Source organism: Hanstruepera marina (assembly GCF_019880635.1).
Classification (GTDB): Bacteria; Bacteroidota; Bacteroidia; order Flavobacteriales; family Flavobacteriaceae; genus Hanstruepera; species Hanstruepera marina.
Genome location: NZ_JAINVX010000001.1, coordinates 201,588 through 218,414 on the forward strand (window position 1 = coordinate 201,588; position 16,827 = coordinate 218,414).

Annotated in this window: 16 protein-coding genes; 2 read left to right on the top strand and 14 right to left on the bottom strand. The window is 33.6% G+C overall.

Features of this window, described 5'->3' with window-relative positions; genetic code table 11:
* Positions 1-9: 9 nt before the first annotated feature.
* From gmd to K7G76_RS00970, 9 genes are all read right to left on the bottom strand, one after another.
* Positions 10-1,128, bottom strand: coding sequence for a GDP-mannose 4,6-dehydratase (gene gmd, locus K7G76_RS00930; protein WP_223032328.1), 1,119 nt, complete (start codon positions 1,126-1,128; stop codon positions 10-12).
* Between the two features lie 104 nt (positions 1,129-1,232).
* Entirely contained in the window at positions 1,233-2,093 is an 861-nt protein-coding gene (gene rfbD, locus K7G76_RS00935) for a dTDP-4-dehydrorhamnose reductase (protein ID WP_223032329.1), read from the bottom strand.
* On the bottom strand, positions 2,086-2,634 hold the full coding sequence (gene rfbC, locus K7G76_RS00940; protein WP_223032330.1) for a dTDP-4-dehydrorhamnose 3,5-epimerase: 549 nt from the start codon (positions 2,632-2,634) through the stop codon (positions 2,086-2,088). Before rfbC ends, rfbD begins: the two co-directional genes overlap by 8 nt.
* On the bottom strand, positions 2,631-3,500 hold the full coding sequence (gene rfbA / locus K7G76_RS00945) for a glucose-1-phosphate thymidylyltransferase RfbA (protein WP_223032331.1): 870 nt from the start codon (positions 3,498-3,500) through the stop codon (positions 2,631-2,633). The genes rfbC and rfbA overlap by 4 nt, the downstream gene beginning before the upstream one ends.
* Before the next feature lie 3 nt (positions 3,501-3,503).
* Positions 3,504-4,556, bottom strand: coding sequence for a dTDP-glucose 4,6-dehydratase (rfbB, locus tag K7G76_RS00950; RefSeq protein ID WP_223032332.1), 1,053 nt, complete (start codon positions 4,554-4,556; stop codon positions 3,504-3,506).
* The gene (locus tag K7G76_RS00955) at positions 4,546-5,613 is read right to left on the bottom strand and encodes a hypothetical protein (RefSeq protein WP_223032333.1); all 1,068 of its coding nucleotides are present in this window, start codon (positions 5,611-5,613) and stop codon (positions 4,546-4,548) included. The genes rfbB and K7G76_RS00955 overlap by 11 nt, the downstream gene beginning before the upstream one ends.
* A gap of 8 nt (positions 5,614-5,621) precedes the next feature.
* Positions 5,622-7,313 (bottom strand): DUF6909 family protein, encoded by a 1,692-nt coding sequence (locus tag K7G76_RS00960; protein ID WP_223032334.1) that lies wholly within the window; start codon positions 7,311-7,313, stop codon positions 5,622-5,624.
* Between the two features lie 28 nt (positions 7,314-7,341).
* Entirely contained in the window at positions 7,342-8,844 is a 1,503-nt protein-coding gene (locus K7G76_RS00965) for a GH3 family domain-containing protein (RefSeq protein ID WP_223032335.1), read from the bottom strand.
* Positions 8,844-9,713: a M23 family metallopeptidase gene (locus tag K7G76_RS00970; RefSeq protein ID WP_223032336.1), complete on the bottom strand. Its 870-nt coding sequence runs from the start codon at positions 9,711-9,713 to the stop codon at positions 8,844-8,846. Before K7G76_RS00970 ends, K7G76_RS00965 begins: the two co-directional genes overlap by 1 nt.
* Before the next feature lie 118 nt (positions 9,714-9,831).
* Here K7G76_RS00970 and K7G76_RS00975 point away from each other — a divergent pair, with 118 nt between their 5' ends.
* On the top strand, positions 9,832-10,008 hold the full coding sequence (locus K7G76_RS00975) for a Sec-independent protein translocase subunit TatA/TatB (RefSeq protein ID WP_223032337.1): 177 nt from the start codon (positions 9,832-9,834) through the stop codon (positions 10,006-10,008).
* A 70-nt stretch (positions 10,009-10,078) separates the two neighbouring features.
* On the opposite strand, the gene K7G76_RS00980 is transcribed toward K7G76_RS00975, so the two are convergent.
* From K7G76_RS00980 to K7G76_RS00990, 3 genes are all read right to left on the bottom strand, one after another.
* Entirely contained in the window at positions 10,079-11,056 is a 978-nt protein-coding gene (locus K7G76_RS00980) for a DUF4837 family protein (protein ID WP_223032338.1), read from the bottom strand.
* Between the two features lie 24 nt (positions 11,057-11,080).
* Positions 11,081-12,661 (bottom strand): LysM peptidoglycan-binding domain-containing protein, encoded by a 1,581-nt coding sequence (locus K7G76_RS00985; protein WP_223032339.1) that lies wholly within the window; start codon positions 12,659-12,661, stop codon positions 11,081-11,083.
* Positions 12,662-12,764: 103 nt separating this feature from the next.
* Entirely contained in the window at positions 12,765-13,952 is a 1,188-nt protein-coding gene (locus K7G76_RS00990; RefSeq protein ID WP_223032340.1) for a phosphoglycerate kinase, read from the bottom strand.
* A gap of 75 nt (positions 13,953-14,027) precedes the next feature.
* Between K7G76_RS00990 and K7G76_RS00995 the strand changes: the two genes are divergently transcribed.
* Entirely contained in the window at positions 14,028-15,182 is a 1,155-nt protein-coding gene (locus K7G76_RS00995) for a DNA polymerase III subunit (RefSeq protein ID WP_223032341.1), read from the top strand.
* A gap of 31 nt (positions 15,183-15,213) precedes the next feature.
* On the opposite strand, the gene K7G76_RS01000 is transcribed toward K7G76_RS00995, so the two are convergent.
* On the bottom strand, positions 15,214-15,729 hold the full coding sequence (locus K7G76_RS01000; RefSeq protein WP_223032342.1) for an OmpH family outer membrane protein: 516 nt from the start codon (positions 15,727-15,729) through the stop codon (positions 15,214-15,216).
* 224 nt (positions 15,730-15,953) lie between these two features.
* On the bottom strand, positions 15,954-16,805 hold the full coding sequence (locus K7G76_RS01005) for a class I SAM-dependent methyltransferase (RefSeq protein ID WP_223032343.1): 852 nt from the start codon (positions 16,803-16,805) through the stop codon (positions 15,954-15,956).
* Positions 16,806-16,827: the final 22 nt, after the last annotated feature.

Below are 16,827 nucleotides of genomic sequence, written 5' to 3' on the forward strand. Positions count from 1 at the left end.
AACTGCTTTTTATTCAAAGTAGTTATTGATTCTGTAACCTCCATCTTGCAAATATTGTTGTTTTTGCATTAGTTTTAAGTCACTAGACATCATATCATCAACTAAATTTTGAAGATCATATTTAGGAACCCATCCTAATTTTTCTTTAGCTTTAGTAGCATCTCCAATCAGTAAATCAACTTCTGTTGGTCTGTAATATTTTTCATCTACTGATACTATTTCTTTACCTATTTCAAGGTTGAAATCAGGATTAGTGCAAGACTTTACAAATCCTTTTTCGTTAGAACCTTCACCTTTAAACTCTAATTCTACACCAATATGCTTAAAACACATTCTTACAAAGTCCCTTACTGATGTTGTCTTACCTGTTGCTATTACCCAATCTTCTGCTTGATCAGCTTGAAGAATCATCCACATCATTCTGACATAATCTTTAGCATGTCCCCAATCTCTCTTTGCATCAAGATTTCCTAAATACATTTTATCTTGTAAACCTAATGCTATTCTTGATGTAGCTCTTGTTATTTTTCTAGTAACAAATGTTTCTCCTCGAATTGGAGATTCGTGATTAAATAAAATTCCATTACAAGCATACATACCATAAGCTTCACGATAGTTTACTGTGATCCAATAGGCATACATTTTTGCTACTGCATATGGGCTTCTAGGGTAGAAAGGTGTTGTTTCTGTTTGAGGCACCTCTTGTACTTTTCCGTATAATTCAGATGTTGATGCTTGGTAAATTCTTGTTTTATTTTCAAGGCCCAACATTCTAACAGCTTCAAGTATTCTTAATGTTCCTATTCCGTCTGCATTGGCTGTATATTCTGGTGTTTCAAAAGATACATGCACATGACTCATAGCCGCAAGGTTATATATCTCATCTGGCTGTACTTCCTGAACAATTCTAATAAGGTTTGTACTATCCGTTAAATCACCATAATGAAGAAAAAAGTTTTGATTTTCAACATGAGGGTCTTGATAAAGGTGGTCTATCCTATCCGTGTTAAATAATGAAGACCTTCTTTTAACACCATGGACTTCATACCCTTTTTTTAACAAGAATTCACTTAAATAAGCTCCGTCCTGTCCTGTTACACCTGTAATTAGAGCTACTTTTTTTTGCATATTATAAATTTATTGTGGTCTCAAGTATTATTAATTTTAAAATCAGTTGGCAAACATAAGTCATTTATGACTTACATTCAAGAACTTGAAAGATATATGGTTTGTTAATCTAATATAGAAACTAAATCATTAAGCCTTTCTTTCCAATCACTGATTCTTAAATTTAGACATTTTATTGTTTTTTCCTTATCTAAAACACTGTATGAGGGCCTTTTAGCCTTAACGGGGTATGCGTCTGAAGGTATTGGTTTTACTTGGCATTCTGACTTAATTTCTTGAATAATAGCTTTTGCAAACTCGAACCAACTAATACTCCCAGAATTACTGAAATGATAAATGCCAAACTTTTGTGGATCGCTTTTAATAATTTCAAGAATAGCTTGAGCCAAATCAAGAGCATAGGTTGGACATCCTACCTGATCGTCAACAACAGTAATTTTATTTGTTTCTTTTGATAGACGCAACATAGTCTTTACAAAATTGTTTCCAAATTCAGAATACACCCAAGAGGTTCTAATAATGTAGTATTTATCTAGAATATCTTGTGCAAATTTCTCTCCCAGAAGCTTTGAGGCACCATAAACGTTTATTGGGTTAACAGCGTCGGTTTCTATATAAGGTTCTTTTTTTAATCCATCAAAAACAAAGTCTGTTGAAACATGAACTAGTATTGTGTTATGCTCCTTACAATTTATGGCTAAAAGCCTAACTGACTCGGCATTAATTAAAAAAGCTTTTTCTTCTTCTTCTTCAGCTTTATCAACGGCTGTATAGGCTGCGCAATTTATACAATAATCGAAAGTGTTTTCTTTAAAAAAAACTTCTAATTCTTTTTCTTTTGTGATATCCAGTAAATCTTTGTTGGCAAATACAAAGTCTAGGTTATATTTATTTTCTTCAACTAGTTTTTGAATGCTTTTACCTAACTGACCATCAGATCCAGTAACCAATATCTTTTTATTCATTTAAAAATGATTCTAGTGATGGTAATACTTTATCTTTTTCAGACAGCAGTAATTGATCTTCGGGTAACTGCCAGTTAATATTTAAGCTCGTATCGTTGTAAATTATACCTCCTTCTGATTCTTTGTTGTAAAAATTATCACATTTATAAGCAAAAAGTGCAATTTCACTTAAAACAACAAATCCATGGGCAAATCCACGGGGAACAAAAAACTGTTTCTTGTTCTCACCTGATAATTCTACCGCTTCATATTGCCCAAAAGTTTGAGAATTTGGTCTTAAATCTACAGCTACGTCCAAAACCTGTCCTTTAATAACACGGACAAGTTTAGCTTGAGCGTGTTTGCCTTTTTGAAAGTGTAACCCTCTTAATACACCTTTTGAAGAATATGTTTCATTATCTTGAACAAAATTAACGTTAAACCCCGTTTTGTAATGGAATGTTTTTAGATTAAAGGTTTCAAAAAAATAACCGCGTGCATCTTCATGAACTTTTGGTTCAATAATAAAACAGTCTTTTAATTTTGTTTCTACTACGTTCATTTTTTATTGTTAAGCATTCCTAAAAGATTCTTACCATAACCACTTTTTAATAAGGGTTTAGCCAGGTCAATAAACTGCTCTTCTGTTATATACCCCATTTCGTAAGCTGCTGCTTCTATTGATCCGATCTTTAAACCTTGGCGCTCTTCAATAACCTCAACAAATTGCGCCGCCTGCATTAAAGAGTTAAATGTTCCTGTATCTAACCAGGCCGTTCCTCGATCTAGAATGCTTACACTTAAGTTTCCTTGGTTTAGATAAACTTTATTAACATCTGTAATCTCTAATTCACCTCTATGGCTTGGCTTAATGTTTTTGGCAATTTCAACAACAGAATTATCATAAAAATAAATGCCAGGTACCGCGAAGTTTGATTTTGGGTTTTGAGGTTTTTCTTCAATTGAAATAACTTGTCCATTTTCATCAAAATCTACAACTCCATATCGTTCTGGGTCTTGAACTCTGTAAGCATATATAATACCTCCAACAGGATTGTTATTGCTTTGCAAAAGGGATGATAACCCTGAACCATAAAAAATGTTGTCTCCTAAAATTAGAGCTACTTTATCATCTTTAATAAAATCTGCTCCAATTATAAACGCTTCGGCCAAGCCATTTGGTTCTTCTTGTATGGCATACTCAAACCTACAGCCAAATTTTTGCCCATCTCCCAACAAGTGTTTAAATAGCGGTAAATCTTTTGGTGTCGAAATAATTAGTATTTCATGAATACCTGCATACATTAAAGTAGAAAGCGGATAGTATATCATGGGCTTGTCATACACAGGCATGAGCTGCTTGCTCACTGACAAAGTTAATGGATGTAACCGGGTTCCCGATCCTCCCGCAAGAATAATTCCTTTCATGTTTTAACTATATTGCTTTTGATAATATTCTTGATAAGTACCACTAGTTACATTTTGTAGCCATTCTTCGTTATCTAAATACCAATCTATTGTTCTTGATAACCCTTCTTCAAATGTTACAGAGGGTTTCCAACCTAGTTCATTTTTAATTTTTCTTGCATCTATGGCATATCTCAAATCGTGACCTGGTCTGTCTTTTACATAGGTTATTAATGCTTCCGAAGCCCCTGTTTCTTGATTTAATTTTTTATCCATTTGCTCACAAAGAAGTTTAACTAAATCTATGTTTTTCCACTCATTAAACCCACCAATGTTATAAGTTTCTGCATTTTCTCCTTTGTGAAATACTAAATCTATTGCTCTGGCATGATCAATAACATATAACCAATCTCTAGTATAATTCCCATCACCATAGACAGGCAATGGTTTTTTATTTAGTATGTTGTTTATAAATAGTGGAATTAGTTTTTCTGGAAATTGATTTTGACCATAGTTGTTTGAGCAATTTGTGATAACATATGGAATTTTATATGTTTCTCCATAAGCTCTTACAAAATGGTCTGAACTGGCTTTTGAGGCGGAATAAGGTGAGTTTGGATCGTAAGGAGTGGTTTCAGTAAAAAGTCCTTCTTCTCCCAATGTACCATAAACCTCATCTGTACTAATATGATAAAAACGTTTTCCTGAAAAATTGCCTTCCCACGTTTTCTTAAAAGCATTAAGTAAGTTCATTGTCCCAATAACATTTGTTTTTACAAAAGCCAATGGATCTTTTATTGAACGATCAACATGCGATTCTGCTGCTAAATGAATGACTCCTTCAAACCTGTGCTCTTCAAAAAGAGAATTAATAACCTTTTCATTTACAATGTCAGCTTTTATAAATGTGTAATTAGGTTTCTCTTGAATGTCTTTTAAGTTTTCTAAATTACCTGCATATGTTAAGGCATCTAAATTAAAAATATGGGAGTTAGGGTATTTTTCAACAAATAACCTTACTACATGAGATCCAATAAATCCTGCCCCTCCTGTAATTAGGATTTTTTTATGACTCATAGTCTTTAGCATACTGAACTATCTTGTTAGTTAAATAAATCAGGCATAATAATACAAACGCAAGGATTGGAAACATTAGCATATACTTTTGATACCATTCTTCATGTTTTGTTCCAACTTCTTGAAAGCCAGAAATAACATCAAAAACCACATCCTCATCAACTTTCTTTTCATCTAGGCTTTTTAATTCATTTCTTAATTCAATTTCTTTATTTAACAACTCATACTCTCTTGTATTACTCTTATCATTACTTAAAGAAAAGCCTTCACCTCCTAGGGTGATTTCTGTTGGTTTGGATTTAGATTCCTCCTCTAAAACCCTAATATATATTTTTTGAAGTGAATCTACTTGCGATAATTGTTCTAGAATATTTTTTTTCTGAATAGTGATCAACGAATCTCTTTTTTTCATCTTTTTAGATGAATATTTATTAGAAAATGAATTACTTAATCCCTCTTCAATATCCTTGAAAATATTATTTTTAATTGAAAACACGCTTATTTGAAATAAATCTCCGCTGTAAATACTTCTATTTTCTACATAGTCTTCAAAGCTAATTTCTTGAGCTCGAACACTATCAATAGATTTAATAAAATTATCATATTGGACAATTTTGTCATTTTCAGTTTCAGGTCCGGACTCAACTTCAAACGCAATTATTTCCTTTGCCTCTTCTAAATCAATATCAAAAACCTCGGCAAGGGATTCATAATTACCATTGCCAATAAGCGCATTGTAATAACCAATTTTATTTATAAGCTCATATTTAGAATCAAAATAAGGTCTAACTAACATTGAAGACGTGTAAACATTAGGGCTATATTTCTGTAGGGCAAACCCTATCACTGCGGCCAAAACAATAGTTGCAAGAATTATTTTAAAATTATCTATAATTGCTTTTATAGCATAAATGACAATAGAAAAAATAGATCTAAATACATCTTTAATAAAATTGAATAGGTTATTAAATGCTCTTCCAATAAAATTAAAAATAACCACTAAATCTATTTCTTCTGAATTATTGATGTTTTCGTTTTTATTGATGCTTTTGCTCATAATAGTTGTTAGTTATTGAATATTTGTTGCAATATTTTTCTAGTTATTAAATAGGTAGGTTTTACTCCTGATGTTCCCAATCCGCCTGATGCCAAAGTACTTCCGGTTTCCAGTGGGTTGTCGCTTGCATAATATGCGTAACGGACTTTCACGTTTGGGTTTATTGTTTTTCTAACTCTTGATGCTGCCTGAACAGCTTTTTGGTAATGTGCGCCTTCCATTTCCAAACCAATAACATTCCAGGTTGAATTATGGAAAAACTTTAAAATATCTTTATTCTGTAATGAAGTTCCTAAAACCGTAATCATGGTACCTTCAAAAACATCAACTCCATTTCCTTCTAAATCTGATTTACAGAGTTCGTTTTCAAATGGATAATTGTCAGCTGTGCCTTCAAAAATATGAGCGGAAGGAATCATAATATCACCCTTGCCCCCTTCTAAAATACCAGCCTTACCCATTATGGAAATTGACTCTACATTTAAACACGTGCGTTCTCCTTGTATTGAAAACGGCTTAAGCAACTCATCTATAGTCTCATAAGCTTGCTCTCCAAAGGCATAATCCATAACAAATATAATAGGGCTTTTTGAAGGCTTTGCTTGCCCTTCTAGCCCTAAATCACACAAAGAAATATCTAATTGTTCAGTATCAAAAATTTGAACATCTATATTGGTTCCTGATGTGTCTTGAATATATATCATGCCTTTTTGCAACGCTTCTTTTGTCACTTTATTGCGCAATGCTTCATTTTCTTTTTTGCTCAATTCCTCATAAACTTGAAAAATTGATTTTTTAGATAACATACTCTTTAAAGCGGTAGGCGCAAACAGAGTATTCATTACACTGTGCATGTTGGCACTAATAATATGTATTGGCCGCTCTAAAAGGCCTTTTTTCTGTAATATGCTCTTTATGTTGTCTGACCAGATTTCACCATGAATATGATGCCCAAGTCGCTCTCGTAAAACCGGACTAAATGTTACGGTTCGTTTATTGTTGTTTATAACTTCTTCTATAGCTAATTTTCCTAACCAATAAACCAAATGAAGTAAGCGTTCTGGTTGATTTGGAGTTTTAAAATGTCCATAAACTGAACTTAACTCATTAAATGTCCTGCCCAAAATGTTTGCTGTATGCGTAATAGCAACTTCTCGTTCGTTTTGGGTTAATTTCTTTTTGGTTAAAACAGCTTCCTCTAATTTTATCCAATCGCGAGTTGTATTGCCTTTTTCATCAATTAATACGCGTTTTGAAATTTTATGTGACTCTACAAACAGGAAGGTTAAATGTGTTAAAATATCATATATCTCTGATCGTCCACGAGTGATTTCAATATTCATTTGTTCCTCATCTATACGGTAGCAATTACGCCTCCTCTTTGGTGGGATAATTGGTTTAAAATGAGAGTTGGCATAACCTTCATCACTAGTGAGGTTAATAAAGCGGCATTCTTCTATGCCTTGTGGCAACCTGTCAATCACATAAAGTAACCCATCCAATTCTGCTTTTTCATCACCTATGGAACCATAAATTTCTGGGCGCAATAATAATAAGGCTTCGCGAAGTGTTTCTCCTGAGACTCCCATGGGCTTGTAAAAGCCTCGATTAAATAAGTGTCTCATAGTAATATACATTCTTTCAATCGCATTCGAGCTCTCTTGAGCTCTTGTTCTCGCATGATGTTTTTTACTACTCATATATTAAATTTGGACTCCAAAGATACTATTATTTAGTCAATTTTAAATCGTTTAGCGCATCAGCTATTTTACGATCATTTGATAGTCTTGGTAATTTATTTTGTCCTCCTAATTTCCCTATAGACTTCATGTATTCTTGAAAACCATTTTTCTTCACTTTAGTAATAACCAATGGTCTTAATACTTGCCCATTAATCAAATCAAAATAATAGGTGTTTTGACGCTGTAGCGATTCGTCTATTTGTTTTGAAATTTCTGATAAATCATCTACTTCAGCCTCAAATTCTATAAACCATTCATGATAGGGTAATCCGTTTGATGGATTTATTTGTGGCGCAACTGTAAACTCTGAAACCTGAACTTTTGAATTCGTTAACCCTTCTTGTAAGGCTTGCTCTACTTCTTTTCCAATTACATGTTCGCCAAAAGCAGAAATATAATGTTTAATCCTTCCCGATACAATTACACGATAGGGCTTAATAGAAGTAAATATTACTGTATCACCAAGATTATAAGCCCAAAGCCCTGCATTGGTAGAAATAATCATTACATAGTTGATATCTAACTGAACATCTTTAACAGTATATCGTTTAGGGTTATCGTTGTAAAAGTCTTCAGCTTTTATAAATTCATAAAAAATACCCGAATTAAGCTGTAGCAACATGCCTTTCTCGCTTTGTTTATCTTGGAAAGCAAAAAACCCTTCGCTTGCAGGAAACAGCTCTATGCTATCAACCGGTCTACCAATAAGGTTTTCAAATTTAGAACGATAGGGTTCGTAATTTACGCCTCCGAAAATAAACAGATTGAAGTTTTTAAAAACATCGCCGACCTTTTTGCCTGTTTTTTCTTGAATCTTTTCAAAATACATTTGAACCCAAGATGGAATTCCAGAAATTACCGTCATGTTTTCCGGCAGGGTTTCTTCTACAATAGCATTTACTTTCGTTTCCCAATCTTCAATACAATTTGTATCCCATGAAGGCATCCTGTTTTGTTGAAGATACTTTGGCACATAATGCGCCACAATACCTGATAGTCTTCCTAATTGGACGCCATTCTTGTTTTCCAGAATGGGGCTACCTTGAAGGAAAATCATTTTTCCATCTACAAATTTGGCATTACCTGTTTCATGGATGTATAATAGAATGGCATTTCTTGCAGCCTCAACATGAGTTGGCATGCTCTCTTTGGTTATTGGAATATATTTAGAGCCCGAAGTAGTCCCTGAAGTCTTTGCAAAATAAATAGGCTTGCCTTTCCACAAAATATCTTCTTCGCCTTGGACAACTCTATCAACATAAGGTTTTAAGCCTTCATAATCTCTAACCGGTACACGTTTTATAAAATCGGCATGATTGTTAACGCTTAAAAAATCATGGTCTTTTCCAAATTCTGTGGCTGCAGCAGTCGATATGAGATCCTGAAATACTTTCTCTTGAGTTTCTACAGGATTATTAACCCAATTTTGAGTTTTTATATAAACCCATTTAGCAAAAAGCTTTGCTAAAACTGATTTTATTGTAGCCATTAATTAAAATCTATAAAATTAGTTGGATTAATAGGGTAGCCATCACTCCAAAGCTCAAAATGCAAATGTGGCCCAGTTGTTAAGTCTCCTGTATTTCCTGTTGTTGCAATAACTTCTCCAGATTTAACCAAATCACCTTGAGTTTTTGTTAATAAACTATTATGCTTATAAACCGAAATTAAGCCTTTGCTATGCTCTATAATTATTACATAACCCGCTTCTGTTGTCCATTCCGCAAAAATAACCGTACCATCGGCCGTTGCCTTTACTGGTGTTCCTTTTTCGGTTATAATATCTACTGCAAAATGCTTTTCTTTAATATTGTAGTCTTGCGATATGGTTCCGGTTACAGGTGGAAACAATACAAAGCTTGTGTTTAATTTGGCTGAATCAAACAAGTTGTATTTATCTTCCTTTTTTACTTTTTCACGCAAAAGTGAATCGGCTTTGTTTGGTATTAAATCTTGTTGATCCACTTCACTTTTTGTGGCTTCAATAATAGAGTCTCGATTAAAGTCTACAGAACTCACTTCACCATAAAGCACCTTTTTGATGGATGAATAGTACTGCTCGTTAACGGCTATAACCTGCATTAATGAGTCTGTTTTATAATTCAACTCTGTAGCTTGTTTTTTAAGCTCGGTTGATGAGTATCCAGGAATGTATTCCCGTAGCGAGGTAAAAGCAATGAGAATAATCGTAGCCACAACCAAAAAAATTGACGATAACGAGATTAACACAAAAACGTTAAGTCGAGTTAATCTGAATGACAGGCGCTCCTCAAAAGTATCTTCGTTTAGTATAACCAAACGGTATTTATTGAGTAGTTTTTTTGTGAATTTTTTTGGTTTTTTCTTTTTGTCGCTCATGTTGCAAACAAAATTAATTAAAAATAAATCATAAGCCTGCCAACTTCATACTAAAGTTCCTGAATAAACGATTATATTAAACTTTAATTATTAACTTTGTAGCCTAAATTTTTATAAAATGAGTTTATATATTTTACCATTAGCAATCGGACCTTGGCAAATTGCCCTTATTGTTGTTATTGTGCTATTGTTATTTGGCGGAAAAAAAATACCTGAATTAATGCGTGGTTTAGGTAGCGGAATTAAGGAATTTAAAGACGCCAGTAAAGATGAAGAAAAAGATAAAAAGGAGTAGAATATCTCCTTTAATAAAATAAAAACCCAACTAGTCTAGTTGGGTTTTTTTATGGTTTTAATTGTTTTTTCTACTCGAATTTTATGGATTTAATTATAGATTCCAATTCAAACATATAATCGCGTTTCTCAACTGATGGTGCAAAAGCAAACCCCTCAACAACTAACAATCTGTTGTTTGGTTGATCGTCAATTATATAATTCACAAACGGCCCAGACATAAACGCGTTTTTCACATCCCAAAGTCCTCTGGTTTCAAAGGCTGGTTTATCATCAATTGTTGTTTTGGAAATAAATGGCGCATATTTGTTTTCGGTAATCATAAAAGACCCATCTAAAGGTCCTGGTATATGAACTTGTCCTATAGAATCGCGCATTCTTATAATTTGATTTACTAAACTATCATTTTCTGTAATAGAGCCATAAGGCATTTCATAAACCATTAAATTGGTTGTTCCTGTAGTAATATCTTTTCTTATCCAGTAAAAATCATCGTCTTCTTTTGCTATACGGTAAGCCGAAGGAAACTCTATAGAAATACCTAAATTTTCTTTTATAGAATTGTTTTTGTGAAGGGATATTTTAGTGCGTCGTTGTCTTTCTTTTATTTCTTCACTTTTTAGGGCGGAAACTATTCTGTTGGCATTTTCTTTTAATTGGTCTACTATTTCATAATCTGTTGTTCCTGAAACCACAACAACTTTTTGAGGCCTTGCAAAAACATCTTTTGCTATTTTAACATCGGCTTCATCTCCTTTTTCAATTTTTAATACAATTCTACCGCGCTTTGCAAATCCAGTGAAAACTGAAGGAGGCATCTGGCTTAAGTGAAATAACGGCTCATCTTGAGGTAAACCATAAACTGGAGCAGCCAAAACATCACGAATACCTTCTCCTACAGCACCTTCCCATAAGTCATTATCAACCACTACCGCCAAATCGTTTATTTTGCCTGAAGATTCTGAAAGAATGCGTTGATTTTTAGATTTGTCTTTTCCGCAGGAAACAATAATAAAGATTGAGGCAATAGCAATTAGAATGTTGCGCATAATATTTGTGTTTTTATATGGAAGCTAACTCTTTGATATTTTAAGTTTCATTCCGGGTTTTAATTTGTTACCGCTAATATCGTTCCAATCTCGAATATTTTGAACAGAAACTCCTGGAAATTTTTGAGAAATACTCCAAAGGGAATCACCGCTTTTCACGGTATACGTTTTTGAAGAGCCCGTGCTGCTGGAATTAGATGAGCCTGAACTTGCAGTTTGGCTAACCGCTACAGGCTTTCTTGGATAAATAGTTAATCGTTGGCCAATTCTTAAATTATTACTTCGCAGCCCATTCCATTGTTTAATCTGACTTACTCTTACACCATACTTCCTTGCTATTTTACCCAAATAATCTCCAGACTTCACACGATAACGTACTTTGCTATCGCTATCAAAAAATTGCGGCAATGGTTTTTCTCGTGCGTCAAATTCAGCTTGGGCAGCTGCATAAATAGCATTTTCATTATTTACAAAAACACCCACAGCAGAACGTGGTAAACGTAATGCATAATTTTCGCCTTTTATAAATGGAATAATATCCAATTTATATGACGGGTTTAAAAATTGTAACTCTTCCATGTTTACGCCAGTGGCTTCAGAAACTTGATCTAACGTAATCATCTGCTTAACCACTATTGTGTCTGTTTCTATATGATGAAAGGCTGGTTTTTCAGAAACAAAACCATGCTCTTTTGCATACTCCATAATATACATGGTTGCCAAGAAAGCAGGGACGTAGCCAGCTGTTTCACGTGGAAGATTGTGCCTAATGTTCCAATAATTTTGATATCCACCAGAGCGCCTTATGGCTTTTGACACATTTCCAGGCCCAGAATTATAGGCGGCCAAAGCCAAATCCCAATCGCCAAAAATAGTATATAATGCTGCTAAATATTTAGCAGCTGCCTCTGTTGACTTAATGGGATCGGAACGTTCATCTACATAGCTGCTAACATTTAAACCGTACATTTTTCCAGTAGTAAACATAAATTGCCATAGGCCTGTAGCGCCAACTCGAGATTTAGCACGAGGTTTTAATGCCGACTCTACAATAGCCAAATATTTAACTTCTAAAGGAACGTTGTAGTTATCCAATTCTCTTTCAAACATGGGGAAATAAAAATGGCTCAAACCCATTAACCTCTCAAAATATTGCCTCCTGTTCTTTAAAAAAGATTTAATAACACTCTCTAGTGATGGGTTATATTCTATATTAAATGGTGTTTTCGCATTAAGCAATGCTAATCGCGCTTTAAGTGTATCGGTTGGTAGTTCTGGGTAGTAAACTTCTTTGTAATCTAGTTCATTAATGACGTTGTAAATGGTATCGAAAAGGTCATTACTATATAGTTCATCTAACCACTTTTGGTCCAATTCAAGAGCCAATTCATAATCTTCCAGAGCTTTCATTTTAATAGAATCGGCCGCAATTTTAATTTGTTTTTTATAGAATTCCTTACCATCAATAATCGTATCTAATTCGTATTGCTCACCAGCAACGAGTTTTTCTTGAGGAATTCTATTTGAACTAGGGATAGAATCTTGTGCCGACAAATGGAAAGTCAGAACAAAATATAAAATACAAATTAACGTAGGTCGATACATTGCTATTAATTTAATTAACCATTAAACGTTTATGCTTCATAATTCTTATAAACCTAACGCTACAATGGGTTTAGACTGTTGAGGCTGAACGAAATATACTAAATTATTCTAAAATGGCAGCAATTCCTGGTAAGATCTTACCCTCAAGGCTTTCTAGCATGGCTCCACCGCCAGTACTTACATAACTTACCTTGTCTTCAAAATCAAATTGCTTAACAGCCGCTACCGAATCGCCTCCTCCTACTAACGAAAATGCACCGTTTTCTGTTGCTTCAGCAATTGCATAACCTAAAGCAATTGTACCTTTTGCAAAATTTGGCATTTCAAAAACACCTAAAGGCCCGTTCCATAATATAGTTTTAGAATCGCGTATCACATCTGAAAACTGAGCTTCTGTATTTGGTCCAACATCAAGACCCATCCATCCATCAGGAATTTGGTTCACTGGACATGTGTTAGTTTTAGCATCATTACTAAATCCATCGGCTATAATGGCATCGACAGGTAAATGTACTTTTACATTTTTCGCTTTAGCTTTTTCTAAAATTGAGTTTGCTAAATCCAATTTATCTTCTTCAACTAAAGAATTTCCTATTGATCCGCCTTGCGCCTTAATAAACGTGAAGGTCATTCCTCCTCCAATTATTAAATGGTCTATTTTATCGAGAATGTTGTCAATAATAGTGATTTTAGAAGATACTTTAGCCCCACCCAAAACAGCGCACACAGGTTTCTCTCCTGTTTCCATAACCTTCTTGATACTTTCTATTTCTTGCTGTAACAGGTATCCAAAACATTTTTTATCTGGAAAAAATTGAGCAATAATTGTTGTTGAAGCATGTGCTCTATGCGCTGTACCAAAAGCATCGTTTACATAAATATCTCCCAATTCAGACAGTTGTTTGGCAAACACTTTGTCTCCTTGAGTTTCTTCTTCATGAAAACGAAGATTTTCTAACAATAGAATTTCACCTGGCTGTAAATTATCGGCAGCTTCTTGAGCTTTGTCACCTACACAGTCTTCAACAAATTGTATTTCCACTCCCAAAATATCTTCTGCTTTATCGACAATATGCTTAAGTGAATATTTGTCTTCTCGCCCTTTTGGACGCCCTAAATGCGACATTAAAATACAGCTTCCACCATCTTCCAAAATTTTAATAATAGTTGATTTGGCAGATTTAATTCGGGTTGCATCAGTTACTTTAAATTCGTCATTTAATGGTACGTTAAAATCTACACGAATAAGTGCTTTTTTATTTTCGAAATTAAAGTCGTTTAGGGTTTTCATGGTGTAATTAATTAGATTGACAAATATAATTTTTTCATTTCAGAAAAACAGTAGTAAATCTGTTATCTTTACCCCATGTTATTTACTGAAATTTTAGGACAAGAACATATAAAAGCACACCTCACCCAAAGCGTGAATAATGGGCGGATAGCACACGCACAACTATTTGTAGGGCCAGAAGGCTGCGGAACTTTACCAATGGCCATCGCCTATGCACAGTACCTTTTGTGCAAGAATACCGAAAATGAAAATACAGGCGGCAATGAATCTTGCAATTTGAAGTTTAACAATCTATCGCATCCCGACTTACATTTTGCTTTTCCAGTAGCCGCTAATGGCGTTATAAAAAGTCATCCCGTTTCTAGTCATTTTTTAGTGGAATGGCGAGAACTTATTGAAGAGCAACCTTATGGCAATTTGTTTGATTGGTACAAAAAAATTGGTATTGAAAAAAAGCAAGGTCAAATAGGTGTTGACGAAGCCCAAGACATTGTAAAGTCTTTATCACTAAAATCCTATGAGGGTGGTTATAAAGTTATGATTATTTGGATGGCCGAAAAAATTAACACACAAGCGGCCAATAAGCTCTTAAAATTAATTGAAGAGCCGCCTAACAAAACTGTTTTTGTTCTTATTACCGAAGACGAGGAACAAATAATCAATACCATTAAGTCACGTTGCCAAGTTTTACATTTTCCTCCCCTTTCAGAGGAAATCATAAAGCAAGGACTAATAAATAAATATTCTATTGCCGAGGATGTAGCGGGCAAAATAGCCCATCAAGCCAATGGAAATTTCAACAAAGCTTGTGATTTGGTTTACCAAGACACTGAAGACACCCAGTTTGAAGAATGGTTTATATTTTGGATTAGAAGTGCCTTTAAAGCAAGAGGGAATAAAAATGCTATTCACGATTTAATTTCCTGGAGTGAAGATATCGCGAAAACAGGTAGAGAAACACAAAAACAATTCTTGCAATTTTGCCTTAACTTTTTCAGACAAGCGCTATTAATGAATTATAATGCTAGCGAATTGGTTTTTATGGAGCCTAAATCTGAAAACTTTCAATTGGAGAAATTTGCACCTTTTGTACACGGTAATAACATTATAGAAATTTCCGATGAATTACAGGACGCCATATATCATATAGAGCGCAATGGTAATTCAAAAATCATTCTAACAGATTTATCTATAAAACTAACCCGATTATTACACAAAAAAGCCAGTTAAAAAACTGGTTTTCAAAATTTTGTGTTAATTTTTAGTCTTTTTTGTAATTTTCGTTCAAAGCTTTTAATATGGTTTCAGAAATATCGTTTTCTTCTTTCCCATATAATACACTTGATGCAGCGTCACTGGTTCCTAACACATAAGTATAATTGTTTTCCTTACCGTGATTTTTAATAAATGTTTTAACCTTTGAAATTAATGAATCTATTTCTGTTTGACTCTCTTTGGCAATTTGTTGTTCTTCCATTTGAAATTGCTGTTGATACATTTGCTGTTTTTGCAACAACATTTGATACTCGGTTTGAGCTTCTTTTTCTGGAATAGATTTAGACTTTAATTGAAAGGACTGGTACTCCATTTGAAGTGCTTGACCAATACTATCTCGTTTTTTATTATACGCTTCAACTTTTACTTTGTATTTAGCCTCAATATCTTTTCTTTCTTGATATTCATTAATAACATAACTGTTATTTACAAAAACTATCTTGTCTTGATTACAAGATGTCAAAACAATAAAGCCTAATAGTGTTAATATTATTTTTTTCATGTTTAAAAATTTTAGATGCGCAAATGTAGAAAAGTAATTAGTATTTCAAATTTTTATGAAGAAATAATTAACTATAAGAAATAATTATTCCATTTAACAATTACAATAAGTATTAGCTATGAAATATAACTTAAAATAAAGCGATTTAAACGCGTTTTAAAAATTCGTCAACGGTTTGTGTTGTTCTGTTTAATAAAAAGCAACACATGTTCTTAAAACAAAAATTATTGCTTTTTAAGAATATAAACATGCGACGAATACTCTTTTGTAGAGATTCCCTTGATGTTTGATAGTAATCCAACACAAAATGCCCGTATGAGATTCATGGATCCTGATTTGTATTTTTCGGACAAAAGACTCACATAAAACGAATCGAACAACATAGGTTTAACTTTAACGACTGAAAAATTTTCTCTTTCAAATAATTTTGAAATTGCTGTTTTAGAAAAATGCCACAAATGTCTAGGCACATCATAAGCAGCCCAAAACGCTTTGTAGTATTTCGCATCGTAACTATTAAAATTAGGAACTGCTATAATCAGAGTACCATTAGGCTTTAATAATTTGTTGAAAACAGAAATATGCTTTTCTAAATTTGGCAAGTGTTCTAATACATGCCATAAAGTAATAACATCAAACTGGTTGTTTTTTAATTCAAACAAACTATTCGATCCCAATACAACATTATCTGTTTTTGAATTGGCAATTGCTCTTGCATCTTCATCAGGCTCAATTCCGATAATTTGCCAGCCATTCTTTTTTGCGGTCTGTAAAAAGTCACCTGTGCCACAACCAATGTCCAAAAGTGATTTTCCCTTTTTGGAATATTTGTTTATTAGTTTCACCTTACGTTTTAATGTAAATTGGCGAACAGTATGATACATATGTTCCATAACATTTCGCTTGGAGTCGGTGTGCGAAATATAATCATCAGTTTTATAATAAAGTCCAAGCTGTTCTTCCAGAGGTTGTGGATGTGTCTCCAACATATCGAGAGCAATATTATAAATCAACTGAAATTCTTCTCCTGTGACAGAGTGATCTTTTACATTAAGAAATTGCTTTTTTTCTTTCATTTATAGAGATGTTCCACGTGAA